This window comes from Blautia sp. NSJ-140, from assembly GCF_022868965.1.
Taxonomy (GTDB): Bacteria; Bacillota; Clostridia; order Lachnospirales; family Lachnospiraceae; genus Blautia_A.
Genome location: NZ_JALIFS010000001.1, coordinates 262,158 through 282,381, shown reverse-complemented (window position 1 = coordinate 282,381; position 20,224 = coordinate 262,158). Strand labels below are relative to the sequence as shown.

The window sequence follows — 20,224 nt, the reverse complement described above, 5'->3', positions numbered from 1 at the left end:
GGTTTATTCTCCTTTAAATACATTCTGGTGGTTGTCAGGTTGCCAGGATCCGGTAAGCTCTGTGTTCCATTGCAGGATCTGATAAGCAGAAGAGCTTTTTTTATGCGGGTAAAAAATCTCAAGCACTACAGAAAGCTGTTGTGTCTCGGAAATTCCAACGGAGAGGGAAAGGGTGTGGCTGTGGGGATCCCAGCTGAGATCGTCCCTTGTGTCCGCAAGCTTTTGTACCATGGAAAAATATCCGGTCTCATCGGAAGCTTTTTCCCTGTATTGCTCCAGATCATCACGGATTTCTGAAACGGTTTCCGTGGCATCTGCGCAGCCGGTGTAATAATTTTCGGTCTGTTCCATAGAATGTCTGGCTGTGTTAAGACTGGATCTGGAGCTTCCAAGAGTAAGCAGAGCAAGTACACAGAGACACAGTACAGAGAAGATAAGAAACAGGGAAGGAATGCCGACAGTTACAAAAAACGTATGCTTCTGTTTCAATGTACAGCCTCCCTTCTGTAATCATCAACAGGAAAACGCAGGGTGATCCGGTAAAGCTCACTGCCGTTGGAAAGCTGCCGGAAAGAAAGCTCGCCGGATTTTTCTGAAGAAGAAATATCTGTTTCCAGGATCATTTCACAGGCGGCTTCTCCGGAAGAGCAGCTCTGCCAGTTACGGTTATAATACCAGATCAGGCTGGTGTCCTTTTTGATGCCCCCCGGAAGCAGAGAGAGGATTTGTTCATCGGTTCCGTCAGTGCCTTCCAGTACCTCGCCCACGGAGGTTGTGAGAGCCTGGATCTGGTTCCACTGTTCTGCCTGGAGCCGGCTTTTCCGTGCTGCCGCGAAGATCTGGATGCAGGCAGCTGAGGAAAGTGACAGAAACAAAAGGGCAAGGATCATTTCCATCAGAAAAAGGCTGGTACCGGAATTATGTCTTGATTTTTTCATGATGCCTCCTTTTGGGCAGTGCGATGAAGCAGGAATTCCGAGCGGATCCCTGTGGTACTTTCCAGGGAAAAGTGGTAAAAACCATTTTCCATTTCCGAAAACCGGAAATCGGAAAGCTGTGAGATGACGGTCCCTGCATCAGAGCTGGCCTGAGAGCCTTTTGCAGTGAAAAGCTCCATCAGACTGTCATTTTTCAGGTAAATATACGTGATATATTCTTTTCCTTTGATATCGTCCCGGAAACAAAGAGCCGGAATATCATCCAGGGAACCGGAAAAAATCTCATCGCCGCGGTCGTGCTGCCGGAATTTGGTAGTCAGATAAGTTGCTGCAGTCCCAAGCTCGGAATCGGAGTCAGTCTGTTTCACAGTCTGCTGGTAAATCCGGGCGGAAAATAGCAGCATCAGTATAAGGAACAGAACAAAAACACCGAAAAGAAGAAGCGAAAAAAGAGAAGAAACGGAATGTCCGGTGTTCTTCCGGTGATTCATGAGGCATTCCCTCCTTTCGCACTGCCGGACAGAGCAATTACACTGATAGACGGCAGGAGATTGGAACCGTTAGGAACATATTCTACTACGAATTTGGTTTTGTCATAAGTGATATGATAATCCGAGAGAAGCTGGGACAGGCTTTCTGGGTATGTACCTGTGAGGGCATAGGTGCGGATAGCGCCGTTTTTTAGCGCCTGCTCCAGAGCGTTCTGTTCTTTTTGCACAGCCTGGTCGGAGGTGCTGCTGACACCTGCCACAAACAAGGTGCAGGATAAAACCAGAAGCAGCGCCGGAAAGAGAAGAAAAAATGTTCTGAGAAATTTTGTTCTGCGGCTTTCAAAAAGTTTCATACGGTCACCACCTTACATTGCAAAATCTGAGAGGATCCCCAGAAGCGGCATCATGACGGATAAAAGGACCAGCCCCACAAGAAGAGACAGCAGGATCACGATGGTAGGCTCCACAATAGAGACTGCCTGAGAAATCAGATCTATGGATCTTTCGGTGTACTGCCGGGAAAGCCTGCGGAAGGTTTCGTCACTGGAACCGGAATAGAAGGATATCGTGATGAGACGGCCTTCCATGCCGCCGAACAGACCGGATTCTGTAAGAGCCCTGGAAAAGGTTTCTCCGCTATCCAGGATAGAGGAAGCCTTCCGGAGTCTTTCGAGTATCACCGGCTGTGAGATCAGATCCTTTGTAAGCTCCAGGCTGGTTTCCGGGGAAAGTCCGCTCCGAAGTCCCAGGGAAAGGCCCTGGGTCAGACGACTGTAATCCATGGCAACCGGGATCTCACGGAAAAACGGGAGATGGATGGCCATTTTTCGCAGCTGGCTGTGGCCTTTTTCCGTAAGACTGAAAAACAGGATGCAGCCAATGAGGACTGCGGCGAGGATCAGAAAAACAGAAGAATACCGGCTGATCACGTTGCCTGCATTCAGAAGTCCCCGGGAAATCCCGTTCATTTCCATTCCCATCTGGTTAAATACCTGTTGAAATACCGGCAGGACTTTTATCAGAAGGACCAGGATCACAACAGCCATCATGCCAAGCATGAGCAGCGGATAAGTGACGGCAGACCGTATCTGTCCGGAGATTTCTTCCTCCTGTTCATAGTGGGAACTGAGACTTTCCATGATCTCATCCAGGCAGCCGGTTTCCTCGCCGGTCCGGACATAGGCGGTCATGGATGAGGGAAAGACCCCGGATTCGTCAAGAGCCCGGGAAAGAGAACCGTTTTCTTCCACGGAACGGATCAGGGGTGTGAGGATCTGCCGGTCTGCATCGGTCTTGCTCTCGTCACAGAGGATGTGAAGTCCTTCAGCTGTGGATATGCCGGAATGCAGAAGCATTCCCATCTGCCCGCAGAAACTGGATAATTCCCGGGCTGTCAGTTTGTTTTTCATAATAATGTCTCCTTTAGTGGGTCAGCGCGTGAACTGTACCGTATAATTGCTTTCATCACCGATATATTCCTGGATCGCTTCATCACCATCACTGTTGGCGTCAAAGGTGGGATCCATCAGCTTCCAGGTGTCTCCGTCAAAAGATACTGCCTTTGTCACCCAGCCTCTGCCACGGATATAAACATCGATCCATGCATGCTTCACATCACCGGAATAGCCGATCTGAAGCTTGCAGGGAATGTCCTGGCTGCGGAGCATTGCAGTAGTCAGTGCGGCGTAATCGAAACAGATCCCTGTGCCAGTGTTTAAAGTATCATCTACATCAGGAAGATAACCGGCTTCGACAGAATCGGCTTTGTCATAATCGTAGGAAATATGACTGGTAACATATGTATAGAAGGTTTTCAGGATGTCGATGTCGGTCATGTCCTCTTTGACAAGAGAGGCTGCCAGTTTGCAGGCTTCACTTTTGGAAGAAAAGTTCACGTACTGGTTCGGATACAGAAACGGAAGAAATTCATTCTGAAGCTTTACTGTGAGCGTTTCCGTGTAAAGGGCGGCATACTGGTTTCCATCTACCTGCTGATAGCAGGTGATGAGATACTCACCGGAGCCTTCGGAAAAAGGAAGTACCGCCTGTTCATCTGGTTCCAGAAAATAGGAATAGACCACACCGGAGGGAGCGGTAAGCTGAATGTTCATGCGGGAATCATCGGAATCGGATTCTGCAGTCAGATATCCCTGATCCTGATTGGAAATATCCAGGATCAGAGGGGAGCTGCCCAGTGTTTTTTTGCCGGGGGCCTCCGGAGTGAGGACTCTGGCCGGAGAATATACCGGAGGTTCTTCATCGGAGGAAGGAGAATTTCCGCAGCCTGCCAGCAGGATTCCGAAAAGCAGCCATACAGAAAAGAGACGGACTGGTAAAAATTTTGACATAGTTTCCGTTCTCCTGTTATATCTTGCTTTCTTTTTGAACAGTATAGCAGATTCCGTGAAAAAAAGACAGGAGCAGAGCTCAAAATGCAGGGGAAAATGTTGACATTTCAGGGAAAAAAACATATACTATACATATAAGGGCAAACCTGTTGAAAGACAGGGACGCAAAGCCATGGGTCTAAGGTCCGAAGGATGACTATGACAGCCGGTTGCCGCATTAAATTCCGATTTAATGACGTATTCAGATAACATCTATGAACAAGGATATGTGTTTTGATGCGGCCGTTTATTTTGTTAGAATAAGCGGTTTTTTTGATGCTTAAAATCCGGTTTGGGGTGGAAACTGAAACGTCGGCTTTCAGAAAGGTGTGAATGATATGAAAAGAACAGATATTCGTAAAATTTTTACAGGCAGGAAAAAAGCTTTGGCAGGATGTCTCGCAGCTGTTATTGTACTGGCAGGTGGCTTTAATGTCTGGCAGTCGTCACAGGTTCCGGAGTTTCCGGATTTTACAGATCCGGTAATGGAAACTACCATCACAGAGGATGACACTCCACTTGCTTCAAAACCGAAGGTGACTACCAAAACGACTTCAAATACCAAGACAACCAGAAAAAAAGTTAAGCTTAAAAAAGCGGCAACCAAGACTTATACCAAGAGGCTTCCGACTACCAATAAGAAGAGTACGACCACAAAGAAAACAAACAGAAATACAACCGTAAAAACATTAAAGACAGTTAAGACTGCAACAACACAGAAATACACAAAGAAATCAAAAACAGCCGTTCAGACACGGAAAGTGACTACAACCATTCAGACGACCACAACAGTCAGGGCAGCTGCAGGTACTGCCGGCAAAGTGAATGCAGCTTCCACAAAAGAAGTAGAAAACATCAGCATGGACAGCAAATATTCAGTAAGCAATATTGCTTCCATTGCACCGAAGATGGACAGCAGGGTGCTCAATGCCTACAAGAAGCTTGGATTTACTGTAACGGTTGATCCGTCTGTTAACTACGGAGGCTGCTTTAACGCACATTCAAGAAGCATCATCCTTCGTTTTGAGAATGAGACAGTCTACCATGAACTGGGACATTTCCTTGCTTTTGTTGCGGGAAACGTAGACAGAACAAGTGCTTTTGTTGCAGTTTATAACAGCGAAAAATCCAAATTTACAGGTATCAACAGAAGCTATGCAACGCAGAACAGTTCAGAATATTTTGCAGAATCAGTGCTTGAGTATGTAACAAGCCCGTCAACACTTAAGAGACAGAGACCAAAGACGTATGCAGCGATCGTGGAGGCTCTGAATAAAATTACCGATGAACGTGTCCAGAGAGTCATGGATATATACGGACCGTTCTGGAGCTAAAGAAGAAGCATACAGAAACGTTGGATCTGTCCGGGAGATATCTCCCGGGCAGATTTTTTTCTTTTTTGTGAGAAAAGTATAAAAAAAATGTCGATAAATATTTCTTGCAATAGACTCTATAAGGTGTGTATAATGAAACATAAGCTGAAAACATGCTTTCATTCAAAAAAGTGCAGCCATGTCAGGTTGTATCTGATTCCATAAACAACAAATATATAATTTATCAGATTTAAGAATAGAGGATTTAATATGAGAGAAAAGTATGAATCATTGTCTCTGGCGGTGCTGAAGGATCTGGCAAAGGCGAGAGGGATGAAGGGGATTTCTACTCTGAGAAAACCGGCACTGATCGAGCGGATGCTGGAGGAGGACGCCAAAGAGTCCGACAGAGGAAATTCTGAAGAAGTACACAAAAGTACACCGGCAGAAAATACTGCAAAAGAAAAAAGCTATGATTCGGAAAAAACAGAATATCGTACCCGTCCGGCAGGGGAAGGTCTTCAGGAGCAGCGGAAGGAATATCGTAGTGATAAGAATGAGCAGGAACACAGAAACACAAATATCCGCAGAGAGTACAATCGTGAATATAACCGTGAATATAACCGGGAATCTGTAAGGGAGAACGGGAATGTCCCGTCAGAATCTACCCAGCTGGACAGTGGTGAAAAGGCTAACGGGATCCTTGAGGTTCTTCCGGATGGATATGGCTTTATCCGATGCGAGAATTATATGCCGGGTGAGAATGACATTTATGTGTCTCCTTCCCAGATCCGACGTTTTAATTTAAAGACCGGTGATATCATCCAGGGAAATATCCGCATTAAGACTCAGGGAGAGAAGTTCAGCGCCCTTCTTTACGTATCTTCCATTAACGGTTTCCATCCGAGTGAGGGACAGAGACGATATAATTTTGAAGATATGACACCAATCTTTCCGAATGAGAGACTTGTCATGGAACGTGCAGGCGGCACAACGGCCATGCGTATCGTGGATCTGATCAGTCCTATCGGAAAGGGCCAGCGAGGAATGATCGTATCTCCGCCAAAGGCAGGTAAGACAACCCTTCTGAAAGATGTTGCCAAATCTATACTCAGGAATAACAGAGATATGCATCTGATCATTCTTCTGATCGATGAGCGCCCTGAGGAGGTTACCGATATCAGAGAGGCGATTCAGGGACCGAATGTGGAAGTGATCTATTCTACCTTTGATGAGCTTCCGGAACATCATAAGAGAGTTTCCGAGATGGTTGTGGAGCGTGCGCGCCGTCTTGTAGAGCATAAACAGGATGTGATCATTCTTCTGGATTCGATCACACGGCTTGCCAGAGCCTATAATCTGATCATCCCGCCAAGCGGAAGAACCTTATCCGGTGGTCTTGACCCGGCGGCTCTCCATATGCCCAAGAGATTTTTTGGCGCAGCCCGTAATATGCGCGAGGGCGGAAGCCTGACGATTCTGGCAACCGCACTTGTGGATACCGGAAGCAAGATGGATGATGTTATTTATGAAGAGTTCAAGGGAACCGGTAATATGGAGCTTGTCCTGGATCGTAAATTACAGGAGAAACGTGTATTCCCGGCCATTGACATCCAGAAATCCGGAACCAGAAGAGAGGATCTGCTTCTCAGCAAGGATGAACAGGAAGCGGTTTATATTATGCGGAAAGCTCTCAACGGAATGAAAGCAGATGAGGCAGTAGAACAGATCCTGAATACCTTTGCCAGAACCAGGAACAATGCAGAACTGGTACAGACTGTAAAGAAACAGAAATTTTTATAAAGTCCTTGCATTTTAGGGAAAGCTATGTTATACTTAGCAAGCTGTTTAAAATGGAATTCGTCAATTGAATACGAATAATATTAAAATATATAGAGAGGTGAAAATCATGAGAGAAGGAATCCATCCGAACTACTATCAGGCAACTGTAACCTGCAACTGCGGAAATACTTTCGTAACAGGTTCTACTAAAGAGGACATCCATGTTGAGATCTGTTCCAAATGCCATCCGTTCTACACAGGACAGCAGAAGGCTTCACAGGCTCGTGGACGTATCGATAAGTTCAACAAGAAATACGGCCTGAGTAAGTAATTATTGCGAATACAGGAAATGAGAAGGTTGAGGTTGGGAAATCTCAACCTTTCTTTAACTGAAAAATTTTTGATTTGCACAGGAGAGAATGAATGAGATCATCGAATATTGGCGGACAGGCGGTCATGGAAGGCATCATGATGCGTCACAAGGACAAATATTCTATTGCAGTGCGCCGCCCGGATCAGGAGATCGAGCTGAAGGTAGAGGATTATAAATGTATCTTTGGAAATCATGCATTTCTGAAGAAACCGATCATCCGCGGTGTGGTAAGCTTTGTGGATTCTCTTGTGGTAGGTACGAAATGCCTGATGTATTCTGCGGAGATCGCAGGAGACGAGGAAGATGAAGAAACAGCCAGGAAGAACGAGCAGCTTACAGAAGCAGAGCGTTCTGCAAAGAAAGCCAAAGAGGATAAGCAGTTCAAGTGGCTTCTTTACATTACGGTAGCTGTCTCCATGGTGGTTTCTGTAGCTGCTTTTATGTTCCTTCCGTATGTACTGGCCAGTCTGATCCGAGGGGCAGGTGCTTCGGAATTTCTGGTCACCGTAGTGGAAGCTTTTGTGAAACTGGCACTGTTTATGGGATATATGTTCCTGATCTCCAGAATGAAGGATATCCAGAGGACATTTATGTATCACGGTGCGGAACACAAATGTATCAACTGTGTGGAGCACGGTCTGCCTCTGACGGTAGAGAATGTGTTAAAGAGCTCCAGGCTTCATAAGCGTTGTGGAACAAGCTTTTTGTTTCTGGTCATGCTGGTAAGTATTGTGCTGCATTTTGTGTTTGTGGCGGTGCCGTTTTACTGGGTGAGACTGCTGGGAAGACTTCTCATGGTACCGGTAGTTGCGGGGATTTCCTTTGAGATCATCCAGTGGGCAGGAAGAACAGACAGTAAATTTGCGGACATTATGAGTAAACCAGGTCTTGCCATGCAGAAATTCACCACAAAGGAGCCTACTGCAGATATGGCAGAGGTAGCCATCAAAGCAGTTGAGGCTGTTTTTGATTGGAGAGCCTATCTGAAAGAGGAATTTGACCTGGACATCCCATATGAGACAGAGGAGACAGAAAATGCAGACTCTTGAGTCCCTTCTGAAAAAAGGTACAACAATACTGAAAGATAATGGATTGGAAGAAGCCGGGCTGGATGCCTGGCTCCTTCTGGAATTTAAGACCGGAAAGAATCGGGCATACTATTTTGCGCATGGAGACGAATCGGTGTCTGATGAGACCGCAGCAGAGTATCTTACGCTGATCGGCAGGAGGGCAGGACATATTCCTGTACAGCAGCTGACTCATCAGGCTTTTTTTATGGGATATGAGTTTTATGTAAACGAAAATGTGCTGATCCCGAGACAGGATACGGAGACTCTGGTGGAAGAGGCTTTGAAACACCTTGGAAATGTGGAAAAACCGGAGATCTTGGATATGTGTACCGGCTCCGGCTGCATCCTGCTCAGTCTTCTTCTGGAACGGCAGGATGCCTGTGGGACCGGTGTGGATGTTTCGCCGGAAGCACTGGAAGTGGCAAAAAAGAATGCCGGTATTCTAAAGGTGGAGAACCGGGCGGACTTTGTGGAAAGCGATCTGTTCTCGGCACCGTATTTTTGTGAAAAAGGTGGAAAAGATAGTGGGAAATATGATATCCTTATTTCAAACCCGCCTTATATCGCAACAGGAGAAATTGAAACACTGATGGAAGAAGTTCGCCTTCATGATCCGAGGAAGGCACTTGACGGAATGGAAGACGGGCTTTATTTTTACAGAAAGATTACCGCAGAAGCCGGAAGGTACCTGAAACCGGGCGGATGGCTTCTATATGAGATCGGCTGCACCCAGGGGGAGGCGGTCAGTACAATGATGAAAGCAGCCGGTTTTACCGGGGTTCAGATCGTAAAGGATCTGCCGGGCCTTGACCGTGTGGTGCTTGGACAGAAACAGGAGGAAATACATGTTTGATAAACTGGATGATCTGCTGGTACGTTTTGAAGAGCTTCTCAATGAGCTGGGAGAACCGGGAGTAACCGACGATCCGGCACATTTTCAGAAGTTGATGAAGGAACAGAGCGACCTGCAGCCAATCGTTGAAGCATATAAAGAATATAAGAAAAACAAAGAAACCATCGAGGACAGTCTTTCCATGCTGGAGAGCGAGAAGGACGAAGAGATGCGTGAGATGTTGAAGGAAGAGCTTTCCGATGCAAAAAAGAGAGTGGAGGAGCTGGAGCATGAGCTGAAGATCCTTCTTCTTCCGAAGGACCCTAACGACAGCAAGAACGTTATCGTTGAGATCCGTGGAGGTGCAGGCGGTGATGAGGCAGCACTTTTTGCAGCAGAGATTTATCGTATGTATGTGAAATACGCGGAGTCCCGCCGCTGGAAAACCGAGATGCTCAGCCTCAATGAGAACGGCATCGGCGGCTTCAAGGAGGTTACCTTCATGATCAAAGGTGAGGGTGCATATTCCAGACTGAAATACGAAAGCGGTGTTCACCGTGTACAGCGAGTACCGGAGACAGAGTCCGGCGGAAGGATCCATACCTCTACCTGTACGGTAGCGATCATGCCGGAGGCGGAAGAAATTGATTTCCATCTGGATCTCAATGAGTGTAAATTCGATGTGTTCCGTGCATCCGGAAACGGTGGTCAGTGTGTCAACACCACAGACTCCGCAGTACGTCTTACTCATATCCCTACAGGAATCGTGATTTCCTGCCAGGATGAGAAGTCTCAGCTTAAGAACAAGGATAAAGCACTTCGTGTGCTCCGTTCCCGTCTGTATGAGATGGAGCTTGCAAAACAGCATGACGCTGAGGCAGAGGCAAGGAGAAGTCAGATCGGTACAGGCGACCGCTCCGAGAAGATCCGTACCTATAACTTCCCTCAGGGACGTGTAACAGACCACAGGATCAAGCTTACCCTTCATCGTCTTGAGAATATCCTTAACGGAGATCTGGATGAGATCATTGACAGTCTGATCGCAGCAGACCAGGCAGTGAAGCTGACAAAGCTGAATGAACAGGAGTAAGCGCTGATTACAGCTACAGAGTTCAAAAAATTATAATAAATCAGGAGGAAACGAAAATGAAAAAGACAGCATTGGTGATCATGGCAGCCGGTATCGGCAGTCGTTTTGGAAAAGGAATCAAGCAGCTTGCACCGGTAGGCCCGAAAGGCGAGATCATTATGGACTATTCCATCCATGATGCACTGGAGGCAGGATTCAACAAGGTCGTATTTATCATCCGCAAAGACCTTGAAGATGAATTCAAAAAGGTAATTGGAGATCGTATCTCCAAAATTACAGAAGTTGCTTATGCATTCCAGGAGATCGATGATCTTCCGGGCGATTTTACAAAACCGGCAGACCGTACCAAACCATGGGGAACCGGACACGCTGTGCTGGCAGCAAAGAAAGTCCTTTCCGAGCCATTCGCTGTTATCAATGCAGATGACTACTATGGAAAAGAAGCCTACGTAAAGGTGCATGACTACCTGGTACAGGATCATCCGCAGGATGGCCCGATGCACATCTGCATGGCAGGTTTCCGCCTTGGAAATACATTAAGTGATAACGGAAGCGTCACAAGAGGAGTGTGCCATATTGAGGGCGGCAAGCTTGTGGGCGTTACAGAGACACATAACATCTTCAAGACAGCAGACGGCGCAGAGACAAGAAATGACGATGGTACAGCAGAAACGCTGGATACAAAGAGCCTTGTTTCCATGAATATGTGGGGACTGACACCGGAATTTATGGAGATCCTTGAGAAAGGCTTCGTTGAGTTCCTTGGTGGGATCAAAGAGGGAGACATCAAAAAAGAGTATCTTCTTCCTGAGCTTATCGACCAGCTGATCCATTCCGGAAAAGCAGCGGTAGATGTTCTTGAGACAAAGGACGAGTGGTTCGGTGTTACTTATCAGGAGGATAAGGCATCTGTACAGGCTGCATTCAAAAAGCTTACAGATGACGGCGTTTATCCGGAAGGACTGTATCAGTAATAAAGGAGAACATTATGGGTAAATATTTCGGAACAGATGGTTTTCGTGGTGAAGCAAATGTAAAACTTACGGCAGATCATGCATTTCGCGTGGGACGTTATCTCGGCTGGTATTACGGCAGAGATCACAAGGCGAAGATCGTGATCGGCAAGGATACAAGAAGAAGCAGCTACATGTTTGAGTATGCCCTTGCGGCAGGACTTACCGCATCCGGCGCAGATGCATATCTGCTTCATGTAACCACAACTCCAAGTGTATCCTATGTGGTACGTACAGAAGATTTTGACTGCGGTATCATGATTTCCGCAAGCCATAATCCGTTTAATGATAATGGGATCAAGGTCCTTAATGAGAACGGACAGAAGATTTCCGCAGATATTGAAGCACGTATTGAGGCATATCTGGACGGCGAGATCGAGGAACTTCCGCTGGCAACCGGAGAAGATATCGGCTGTACTGTGGATTTTGCATCCGGAAGAAATCGTTATATCGGACATCTGATCTCTATCCCATGCCATGATTTCAAAAATATCAAGGTTGGACTGGATTGCTCCAACGGAAGCTCATCCGCCATTGCCAAGAGTGTTTTTGACGCACTTCGTGCAAAAACCTATGTGATCAACAATGAGCCAAACGGAACCAACATCAACCGTGGCTGCGGTTCCACACACATTGAAGTTCTGAGACAGTTCGTGGTAGATAAAGGTCTGGATATCGGTTTTGCATATGATGGTGACGCAGACCGCTGTATCGCCGTAGACCATCGCGGAAACATCATTGACGGTGACAAGATCATGTATGTGTGCGGCAAATATTTAAGAGAGAAAGGCCAGCTCAACGGAAATACAGTTGTAACAACCGTTATGTCCAATCTTGGTCTTTACAAGTCTCTGGAGCGTGAAGGCATCGACTATGAGCAGACAGCAGTTGGTGACAAATACGTTGCCGAGAACATGATGGAAAACAATTACAGTATCGGTGGTGAACAGTCCGGACATATCATCTTCAGCCGCTATTCCGCTACCGGTGACGGGATCCTGACTTCTCTTATGATCATGGAGGCATGTGTGGATCAGAAGGCCACACTCTGTGACCTTGCAAAGGAGATGAAGGTTTATCCGCAGCTTCTCAGGAATGTGCGTGTTTCCGACAAGAAAACAGCACTGGAGAACGAAAAGGTAAAAGCAGCCATTGAGGCAGCTGCGGAGGCACTTGGCGATGACGGACGTATCCTGGTACGTGAGAGCGGTACAGAGCCGCTGATCCGTGTTATGGTAGAAGCGGGAACGGATGATCTTTGCCATAAATATGTGGACAGCGTTGTTGATGTGATGGAAGCCGAAGGGCTTGTTGTAGAATAAGGAATTCCATGAAAAAAACAAAGACCGTATTGATTCTTGCAGCCGTTACAGGAGTTTTGCTTCTGGGCGGCTGCGGCAGTGAAAAAACAAAAATATATGAACAGGCCGGAAAGGATCTTTCCCAGGGAAGCTACAAGTATGCCCTGGAGGAGTACCAGAGCTCTATCCAGAACGGAGTGAAGCTGGCACAGTCCTATCGTGGGGCAGGTATCGCAAGCCTGCGTCTTGGCAAATATGAGGATGCGGTGAATAGCTTCACGGAAGCTCTGAACTGCGATAAAGTAAGCAAAAGCCTTCGTAAGGATATCCTGTCCTATCGGGCTACTGCAGAGCTGAAGTCTGGAAAATACGAGGATGCCATGGCAGACTGTCAGACACTTGGAGAAGATTTTTCCATGGATGCAGGTAGTTATTTCCTCACCGGAAAGGTTGCCCTTGCCATGGATTCCTACGAAGAAGCTGCATCTAACTTCAAGCAGGCTTATGGAGAAGATTCCACCTATGATATGGCGATCGAGATCTATGAGGCATATCTGGACAAGGATATGGAAGCGGACGGGACCAGATATCTGGAAGCTGCTCTTTCTTCTGAGGCCAAGGATGCCCAGGACCACTGTGACAGAGGCCGTGTCTACTATTATATGGAAGACTACAGCAACGCAAAAAAAGAGCTTCTGGAAGCAACCAAGAAGGATAATACGGAAGCATTGCTTCTTCTGGGAATGGTATATCTTGCCCAGGATGATGTGGAAAATGCCAAGGCAATGTACAAGCAGTATATTTCCGCAGTGGGTGATTCCGCCAAGGGCTATAATGGCCTGGCACTGTGCGATATCCGAAGCGGAGATTATGATTCCGCTCTTGATAACATCACAAAAGGCCTTCCGACAGCTGCCACAGACGAGATGCAGAGCCTCCTGTTCAATGAGATCGTAGCCTATGAGAAAAAGCTGGATTTTGCTACTGCACTGACCAAGGTCCAGGAATATATTGAGATGTTCCCTGAAGATTCCGCTGCAAAAAAAGAGCGGGCTTTCCTGAAAACCAGAACGTCTTCGGAGGGCTGATATGGAATATTTTGAGGAAATACAGGACAGGGTTATCCTGATCGGTGTTCAGGCAGATCGGGGGGATGACATGGAGGAATCCCTGGATGAGCTTGGAGAACTTGCGGCTACGGCAGGTGCGGCGGTTGCAGGCAGGATCATTCAGAATCGTGAGGCCGTACATCCGGGAACCTATATCGGAAAAGGCAAGATCGAAGAGGTAAAAGGTCTTCTCTATGCCCTGGATGCCAATGGTGTGATCTGTGACGATGAGCTTTCTCCTGCCCAGATGAATAATCTGGAACGGGAGCTGGAGTGCAAGGTTATGGATCGTACCCTGCTGATCCTTGACATTTTTGCGAAGCGTGCTGTCACAAGTGAAGGCAAGATCCAGGTAGAGCTTGCACAGCTTCGTTATCGGTCTGCACGTCTTGTGGGACTTCGTTCTTCTCTTTCGCGACTTGGAGGAGGAATCGGAACCAGAGGCCCCGGTGAGAAAAAGCTGGAGACAGACCGTCGTCTGATCCGGAACAGGATTTCCGCACTGAAGCAGGAGCTTTCCCAGGTGGAAAAGCACAGAGAGCTGATCCGTTCCAGAAGAGCTGTGGGAAATCTGAAGACAGCAGCCATTGTCGGTTATACCAATGCAGGAAAGTCAACGCTTCTGAATACACTGACAGGCGCCTCGGTGCTTTCGGAGGATAAGCTGTTTGCCACACTGGATCCGACTACCCGTATTCTGACGCTGGATGACGGACAGCAGCTTCTTCTTACGGATACCGTAGGCTTTATTCGCAAGCTTCCGCACAATCTGGTGGAAGCCTTCAAGAGTACTCTGGAGGAAGCCAAATATGCGGATTATATCATTCATGTGGTAGATGCATCCAATCCTCAGGCGGAGATGCAGATGCATATCGTATATGAAACCCTGAAAGAGCTTGGTGCCCTGGGAAAAAAGACGATCACACTTTTTAACAAGCAGGACCGTGTTTCCGGGGAGAGCTTCCGGGATCTCCGGGCAGACCATACGCTGAAGATTTCCGCACAGACAGGAGAAGGGCTTGAGGAATTTAAGCAGCTTCTTTCAGAGATCCTAGCAGAAGGACAGATTTATATGGAACGGCTTTTTCCTTATTCGGAGGCCGGTCAGATACAGCTGATCCGTGAGTATGGACAGCTTCTTTCGGAAGAGTATACCGAAGGCGGGATTGCTGTAAAAGCAAGAGTTCCGCGGGAAATCTATCCGAAAGTCACATAATGTTAAAATATCTACTCAGTACCATATATAGTACCGTGAACAAAACGGGCACTATATATGGTGCTTTTTATGTTGACGCAAAGAGGCGTGTCTGATACAATAAGCCTACAGCGCTTTGAACACAGATCGTGAAACGGAGTGTGTTCGTAAGCAGGCAAGTGAGGCGGAATGGAATATCCGCTTATAAATAAATGCATGAGGGAGGCATTTTCTTATGTTTCAGGTAGTAAAAAGAGACGGTGAATTAGACGAATTCAAAATGGGGAAGATCACCGCGGCAATTGACAAGGCATTTGATGCCAAAGGCAAGAATTACAGTTCGGATATGATCGATCTTCTGGGACTTCGTGTTACAGCGGATTTTCAGAATAAGATCGAGAACAACCGGATTTCTGTTGAGGATATCCAGGACAGTGTGGAGAACGTACTGATCCAGGCCGGATATTCTGATGTTGCCAAGGCGTATATCCTTTATCGGAAGCAGCGTGAGAAGATCCGCAATATGAAATCTACCATCCTTGACTATAAAGAGATCGTAAACAGCTATGTAAAGGTTGAGGACTGGCGTGTAAAGGAGAACTCAACGGTTACTTATTCTGTAGGAGGTCTGATCTTAAGCAACTCCGGAGCAGTTACCGCAAACTACTGGCTGTCTGAGATCTATGACAACGAGATCGCAGATGCACACAGAAATGCAGATATCCATATCCATGATCTGTCCATGCTGACCGGTTACTGTGCAGGCTGGTCCCTGAAGCAGCTGATCCGAGAGGGACTTGGCGGTATTGAGGGTAAGATCACTTCTGCACCTGCAAAGCATTTAAGTGTACTCTGTAACCAGATGGTGAATTTCCTGGGTATCATGCAGAACGAGTGGGCAGGCGCACAGGCATTTTCATCCTTTGATACTTATCTGGCACCTTTTGTAAAGTCAGACAACCTTTCCTATCCGGAGGTTAAAAAATGTATTGAGTCCTTTGTATATGGCGTAAATACTCCAAGCCGCTGGGGTACTCAGGCACCGTTTTCCAACATTACACTGGACTGGACCGTTCCGGACGACCTTGCAGAGCTTCCGGCTATCGTAGGCGGCAAGGACATGGATTTCAAATATAAGGACTGTAAGAAAGAAATGGATATGGTCAACAAGGCATTTATCGAGACCATGATCGAGGGAGATGCCAACGGACGTGGATTCCAGTATCCGATCCCGACCTATTCCATCACAAAGGAATTTGACTGGTCTGATACCGAGAACAACCGTCTTCTTTTTGAGATGACTTCCAAGTACGGTACTCCGTATTTTTCCAATTATATCAACAGTGATATGAAGCCAAGCGACATCCGCAGCATGTGCTGCCGCCTCCGTCTGGATCTTCGTGAGCTCCGTAAAAAGAGCGGTGGATTCTTTGGCTCCGGTGAGAGCACAGGCTCTGTAGGCGTTGTTACCATCAATATGCCGCGTATCGCATATCTTTCCAGAACGCCGAAGGAATTTTATCAGCGCCTGGACCACATGATGGATATCTCCGCAAGATCTCTTCATATCAAGAGAGATGTGATCAGCAGGCTTCTGGATGAGGGACTGTATCCGTACACGAAGAGATATCTTGGAAGCTTTAACAACCATTTTTCCACCATCGGTCTTGTGGGAATGAACGAAGCGGGCTTAAATGCCTGCTGGCTGAAAAAAGACATGACAGATCCGGAAACCCAGAAGTTTACAAAAGAGGTTCTGGAGCATATGAGAAACCGTCTTTCAGACTATCAGGAGCAGTATCCGGGAGAGCTTTTCAACCTGGAGGCAACACCGGCAGAGTCCACTGCATACCGTCTTGCCAAACACGACAGAAGTCGTTATCCGGATATCAAAACAGCAGGAAAAGAGGGCGACACCCCGTATTACACAAATAGTTCTCATCTGCCGGTTGATTACACTGCGGATATTTTTGACGCACTGGATATTCAGGACGATCTGCAGACTCTGTATACTTCAGGAACCGTATTCCATGCATTCCTTGGGGAGAAGCTTCCAGACTGGAAGGCAGCGGCAGCTCTGGTACGTAAGATTGCAGAGAATTATCGCCTGCCCTATTACACTATCTCACCGACCTATTCCGTATGTCAGGAGCACGGCTACATCAGCGGCGAGCATTTCACCTGTCCGAAATGTGGAAAGAAGGCTGAGGTTTACAGCCGTATCACAGGATATTACCGTCCTGTACAGAACTGGAATGATGGTAAGACCCAGGAGTACAAGAATCGTACCCTCTATGATATTACCCATTCCCAGCTGAAAAAGGTCCACACCAGTGTGATGACCATGAAGGGTGACGAGGTGGAGATCCAGCCTGTGGAATCTCATAAATATCTTTTTACGACCAGCACCTGTCCGAACTGCCGTATGGCAAAGAAAATGCTTGAAGGAGAAGAACTGGAGATCATCGATGCTGAGCAGAATCCCGAGCTTGTCAAGCAGTATGGGATCCGTCAGGCGCCTACACTTGTGATCACTGACGGGGCACAGGTTAAGAAGTATGTGAATGCTTCTAACATTCAGAAGTATGTAGATGAAGAGCTGGATTGAGCTCTTCGGGGCAATTGTAAATTGTAATTAAAATGGCTGGACGTATGTCTGTTTGGATGTGCGTCTGGTCTTTTTTATATATTCTTTTTATTTTTGTCTTTTTGTTCTTAGGTTTTTTGGGGAGATTTTTGTTTTTGGGGAAAGGTGGTTGACATTTCATGGCGGGATGGTATACTTATACATGGGTTTAATGATTGAAAGTGTTACACTTTAATGTATGAATATATACCGCTGTGATACCGCGTGGGGAATCCGGGAATTGTTTCCCGGCGGAAATTTGCGAGGGGGAAAGCACTCAAAGTTGCGAAGCCCGTTTTTCCTCCTCGCGCTCCCCCTTTCCGGGCACGCTTTTTGGAGCGTACGTTGTGGTGTGTGATACGTTATTGATGGGGCGATGGATTCGACTGTATCGGGAATTCAAGGCTGAGCCGATGGATGAGGGCGGACGGGAAAGGCGGCCCGCATAGCGGGCCTGTTCCCTGATATGAGATTTATGTTCTGTGATATTTAACTGAATTAAGTAAGTTCCCTGCAGAGTTGCGAAAAGCAATAAGCAGTGGGTGAGGACTTGCTTGTATCAGGAGAAGTGCAGGCTCTTTCTGATAAACTCCGGAGCAGTTATTCAGTTATGAGCAAGTAGCGAAGCGGATTGCGAATATCCGCTTGAGCTGAAGCAAGAAAGCATATCAGTTACTTATATCGGCACAACCTGCAATATCCAACACCGTAGAATCCATCGCCCCATCAGAAAAGTAACACATTCCATAACGCAGAACAGCGGCGTGGCCGGGAGGGGAGGAGCGCGAGGAGGGGACTATGGCCTTCGCAACTATGAATGCCTCCCCTCCTCGCACCTGCCGCATGCGAAATGCTCCCCCAGGAAAGGGAATCCACAGCCGCATGCGAAATGCTCCCTCCCGGAAAGGGATTCACTTCCAAATAATTTCATGCTAGAATAAAAAAAGAATAATAAGAAAAAGAATAATAAGAAAAACAATAACAAGAAAAGAGGAAAACACATCATGGTAAAACAGAACATCGTCTTCGTAGAAAACACTCCGGGAAGTCTTCAGAAAGTCACAAAGATCCTTGCAGAGAATCAGATCGACATCTACGGGTTCGGCTGTTTCGATGCACCGGAGTTCGCAAACTTCCGTATGGTATGTGATGATCCGGAAAAAGCAGATCAGATCATGGCAGAAAACGGATATATGACCCGTATTACTCAGGCCATTCTGGTGGATCTTCAGGATGAGATCGGCGGCCTTGACAAGCTTCTCAGCGTCATGGGCGACAGCAACGTAAACCTTCATTACATCTATACCTTTTTCCACAGAGGTTTGAAAGTTCCGGTAGCGATCATGCACTGTGAGGATCTCCTTGTTGCAGAAAGCGTTCTTCGTAACAATGGCTTCAAGGTTCTGAATCGTCTGGTAAATCCGGATGGAGTTGAATAAGTGTAAGGATATATTCTGGAAAATGACAAACAGGAATGACGTATTCACGTATTGAAGTTTTGACAGGGTAATGCTACAATAAAAGGGCGTGTCAGGAAACAGGAAAAATGTTTCCGGGCACGCTCTTATTTACATGTACAACGAGCTGTGGCGAGATTCTGATGAGTGCTGTACAGATCGGAGAAGCAGGCCTGCGTTTTATAACATAATGTACATACAATGGAGGAAATCGATGAAAAGAGAAAATTTCAGAAAAGGTATGAAGGATGGAGTTCCCATCGCTCTTGGATATTTTGCGGTATCCTTTACCTTTGGCATGATGGCTGTTGCCGGCGGCTTGAGTATCTGGCAGGCAGTCCTGATCTCCCTGACCAACCTGACATCGGCCGGTCAGTTTGCGGGACTGGACATTATTTTTGCAGGAGGCTCCATGTGGGAGATGGCAATGACCCAGCTGATCATCAACCTGAGATATTGCCTGATGTCATTTTCCCTGTCCCAGAAATTCCGGCGTGAGGAGTCCGGAATCCTGAAATATATCGCTGCTTTTGGTGTCACCGATGAAATTTTCGGGATCAGTGCGGCCCAGGAGGGAAAGGTCAGCGTATTTTATAATTACGGAGCCATGTGCGTGGCAATCCCCGGATGGACTCTTGGAACTCTGGCAGGAGGAATCTCCGGAAGCCTTTTGCCAGATTTTATGCTCAGCGCGTTGAGCGTTGCCATTTACGGAATGTTCCTGGCCATCATCATCCCGCCGTCCAAAAAGAGCAGACCGGTTCTTGGGGTGGTTGCGGCATCCATGGCAGTCAGCACTGTTTTTGCGGTGACACCGGTGTTAAAACAGGTATCATCCGGATTTATGATCATTATCACAACACTTCTGGTAGCAGGCTTGGCAGCTTATTTCTGCCCGCTGGAAGAGAAAGGGGAAGCCGTTCATGAGTCATAATATATATATCTATATCCTGGTGATGGCAGCTGTCACCTATCTCATCCGTATGCTGCCCCTTGCTCTTGCAAAAAATGAGATCAGAAGCCCGTTTATCAAGTCTTTTCTGTATTATGTGCCATACGCCTGTCTGGCAGCCATGACTTTCCCGGCCATCCTGAAAGCCACAGACAGCATCATCTCCGGTGCAGCAGGTTTCCTGGTAGCGCTTATTGCTGCATATAAGGAAAAAAGCCTGCTCACAGTAGCCCTGCTGGCATGTGTGGCGGTGTTTATCGTGGAGAGGGTTCTGGTATTTATTTGAGCAGGGGAT

Annotated in this window: 20 protein-coding genes and 1 riboswitch; of the genes, 14 read left to right on the top strand and 6 right to left on the bottom strand. The window is 47.0% G+C overall.

The genetic code is table 11. The features are described 5' to 3' along the window. Positions 1–3: 3 nt before the first annotated feature. The 6 genes from MUB50_RS01275 to MUB50_RS01250 are packed head-to-tail and all read right to left on the bottom strand — an operon-like array spanning position 4 to position 3,777. Positions 4–489, bottom strand: a complete 486-nt coding sequence (locus MUB50_RS01275; RefSeq protein ID WP_118623364.1) for a hypothetical protein — start codon at positions 487–489, stop codon at positions 4–6. Then, the gene (locus tag MUB50_RS01270; protein ID WP_118623366.1) at positions 486–938 is read right to left on the bottom strand and encodes a hypothetical protein; all 453 of its coding nucleotides are present in this window, start codon (positions 936–938) and stop codon (positions 486–488) included. The genes MUB50_RS01275 and MUB50_RS01270 overlap by 4 nt, the downstream gene beginning before the upstream one ends. Next, on the bottom strand, positions 935–1,429 hold the full coding sequence (locus MUB50_RS01265) for a DUF4860 domain-containing protein (protein WP_118623368.1): 495 nt from the start codon (positions 1,427–1,429) through the stop codon (positions 935–937). Before MUB50_RS01265 ends, MUB50_RS01270 begins: the two co-directional genes overlap by 4 nt. After that, a complete protein-coding gene (locus tag MUB50_RS01260; protein ID WP_118623370.1) occupies positions 1,426–1,782 on the bottom strand; it encodes a hypothetical protein in 357 nt (118 codons plus the stop codon). Before MUB50_RS01260 ends, MUB50_RS01265 begins: the two co-directional genes overlap by 4 nt. A 12-nt stretch (positions 1,783–1,794) precedes the next feature. Beyond that, on the bottom strand, positions 1,795–2,838 hold the full coding sequence (locus tag MUB50_RS01255; protein WP_118623372.1) for a type II secretion system F family protein: 1,044 nt from the start codon (positions 2,836–2,838) through the stop codon (positions 1,795–1,797). 21 nt (positions 2,839–2,859) lie between these two features. Further along, the gene (locus MUB50_RS01250) at positions 2,860–3,777 is read right to left on the bottom strand and encodes a transglutaminase-like domain-containing protein (RefSeq protein WP_244789922.1); all 918 of its coding nucleotides are present in this window, start codon (positions 3,775–3,777) and stop codon (positions 2,860–2,862) included. Positions 3,778–3,906: 129 nt separating this feature from the next. Continuing rightward, positions 3,907–3,994, top strand: a riboswitch (cyclic di-GMP riboswitch). 160 nt (positions 3,995–4,154) lie between these two features. Here MUB50_RS01250 and MUB50_RS01245 point away from each other — a divergent pair. The 14 genes from MUB50_RS01245 to MUB50_RS01180 all read left to right on the top strand — a co-directional run bounded on the left by MUB50_RS01245 (position 4,155) and on the right by MUB50_RS01180 (position 20,215). Beyond that, entirely contained in the window at positions 4,155–5,150 is a 996-nt protein-coding gene (locus tag MUB50_RS01245; RefSeq protein ID WP_244789924.1) for an anthrax toxin lethal factor-related metalloendopeptidase, read from the top strand. A gap of 249 nt (positions 5,151–5,399) precedes the next feature. Beyond that, positions 5,400–6,932, top strand: coding sequence for a transcription termination factor Rho (gene rho / locus MUB50_RS01240; RefSeq protein ID WP_138277059.1), 1,533 nt, complete (start codon positions 5,400–5,402; stop codon positions 6,930–6,932). A gap of 106 nt (positions 6,933–7,038) precedes the next feature. Continuing rightward, positions 7,039–7,242: a 50S ribosomal protein L31 gene (gene rpmE, locus MUB50_RS01235; protein ID WP_118512592.1), complete on the top strand. Its 204-nt coding sequence runs from the start codon at positions 7,039–7,041 to the stop codon at positions 7,240–7,242. Positions 7,243–7,334: 92 nt separating this feature from the next. Continuing rightward, positions 7,335–8,333 carry a DUF1385 domain-containing protein gene (locus MUB50_RS01230; protein ID WP_118623376.1) on the top strand — a complete coding sequence of 333 codons (999 nt, stop codon included), beginning with the start codon at positions 7,335–7,337 and terminating at the stop codon, positions 8,331–8,333. Then, positions 8,320–9,207 (top strand): peptide chain release factor N(5)-glutamine methyltransferase, encoded by an 888-nt coding sequence (prmC, locus tag MUB50_RS01225; protein WP_118623378.1) that lies wholly within the window; start codon positions 8,320–8,322, stop codon positions 9,205–9,207. Before MUB50_RS01230 ends, prmC begins: the two co-directional genes overlap by 14 nt. Continuing rightward, positions 9,200–10,276: a peptide chain release factor 1 gene (gene prfA / locus MUB50_RS01220; protein WP_118512589.1), complete on the top strand. Its 1,077-nt coding sequence runs from the start codon at positions 9,200–9,202 to the stop codon at positions 10,274–10,276. The genes prmC and prfA overlap by 8 nt, the downstream gene beginning before the upstream one ends. 56 nt (positions 10,277–10,332) lie before the next feature. Further along, positions 10,333–11,250 (top strand): nucleotidyltransferase family protein, encoded by a 918-nt coding sequence (locus MUB50_RS01215; RefSeq protein WP_118623380.1) that lies wholly within the window; start codon positions 10,333–10,335, stop codon positions 11,248–11,250. Between the two features lie 14 nt (positions 11,251–11,264). Beyond that, on the top strand, positions 11,265–12,611 hold the full coding sequence (gene glmM / locus MUB50_RS01210) for a phosphoglucosamine mutase (protein WP_015526146.1): 1,347 nt from the start codon (positions 11,265–11,267) through the stop codon (positions 12,609–12,611). An 8-nt stretch (positions 12,612–12,619) separates the two neighbouring features. Next, the gene (locus MUB50_RS01205) at positions 12,620–13,678 is read left to right on the top strand and encodes a tetratricopeptide repeat protein (protein ID WP_118623382.1); all 1,059 of its coding nucleotides are present in this window, start codon (positions 12,620–12,622) and stop codon (positions 13,676–13,678) included. Between the two features lies 1 nt (position 13,679). Continuing rightward, complete coding sequence (gene hflX / locus MUB50_RS01200; RefSeq protein ID WP_118623384.1) at positions 13,680–14,915, top strand: GTPase HflX; 1,236 nt, start codon at positions 13,680–13,682, stop codon at positions 14,913–14,915. Positions 14,916–15,129: 214 nt separating this feature from the next. Beyond that, complete coding sequence (locus MUB50_RS01195; RefSeq protein WP_118623386.1) at positions 15,130–17,502, top strand: ribonucleoside triphosphate reductase; 2,373 nt, start codon at positions 15,130–15,132, stop codon at positions 17,500–17,502. A 1,022-nt stretch (positions 17,503–18,524) separates the two neighbouring features. Further along, the gene (locus tag MUB50_RS01190) at positions 18,525–18,959 is read left to right on the top strand and encodes an amino acid-binding protein (protein ID WP_173752798.1); all 435 of its coding nucleotides are present in this window, start codon (positions 18,525–18,527) and stop codon (positions 18,957–18,959) included. A 232-nt stretch (positions 18,960–19,191) separates the two neighbouring features. Further along, complete coding sequence (locus MUB50_RS01185) at positions 19,192–19,911, top strand: AzlC family ABC transporter permease (protein WP_118623390.1); 720 nt, start codon at positions 19,192–19,194, stop codon at positions 19,909–19,911. After that, entirely contained in the window at positions 19,901–20,215 is a 315-nt protein-coding gene (locus MUB50_RS01180; RefSeq protein WP_118623392.1) for an AzlD domain-containing protein, read from the top strand. The genes MUB50_RS01185 and MUB50_RS01180 overlap by 11 nt, the downstream gene beginning before the upstream one ends. Positions 20,216–20,224: the final 9 nt, after the last annotated feature.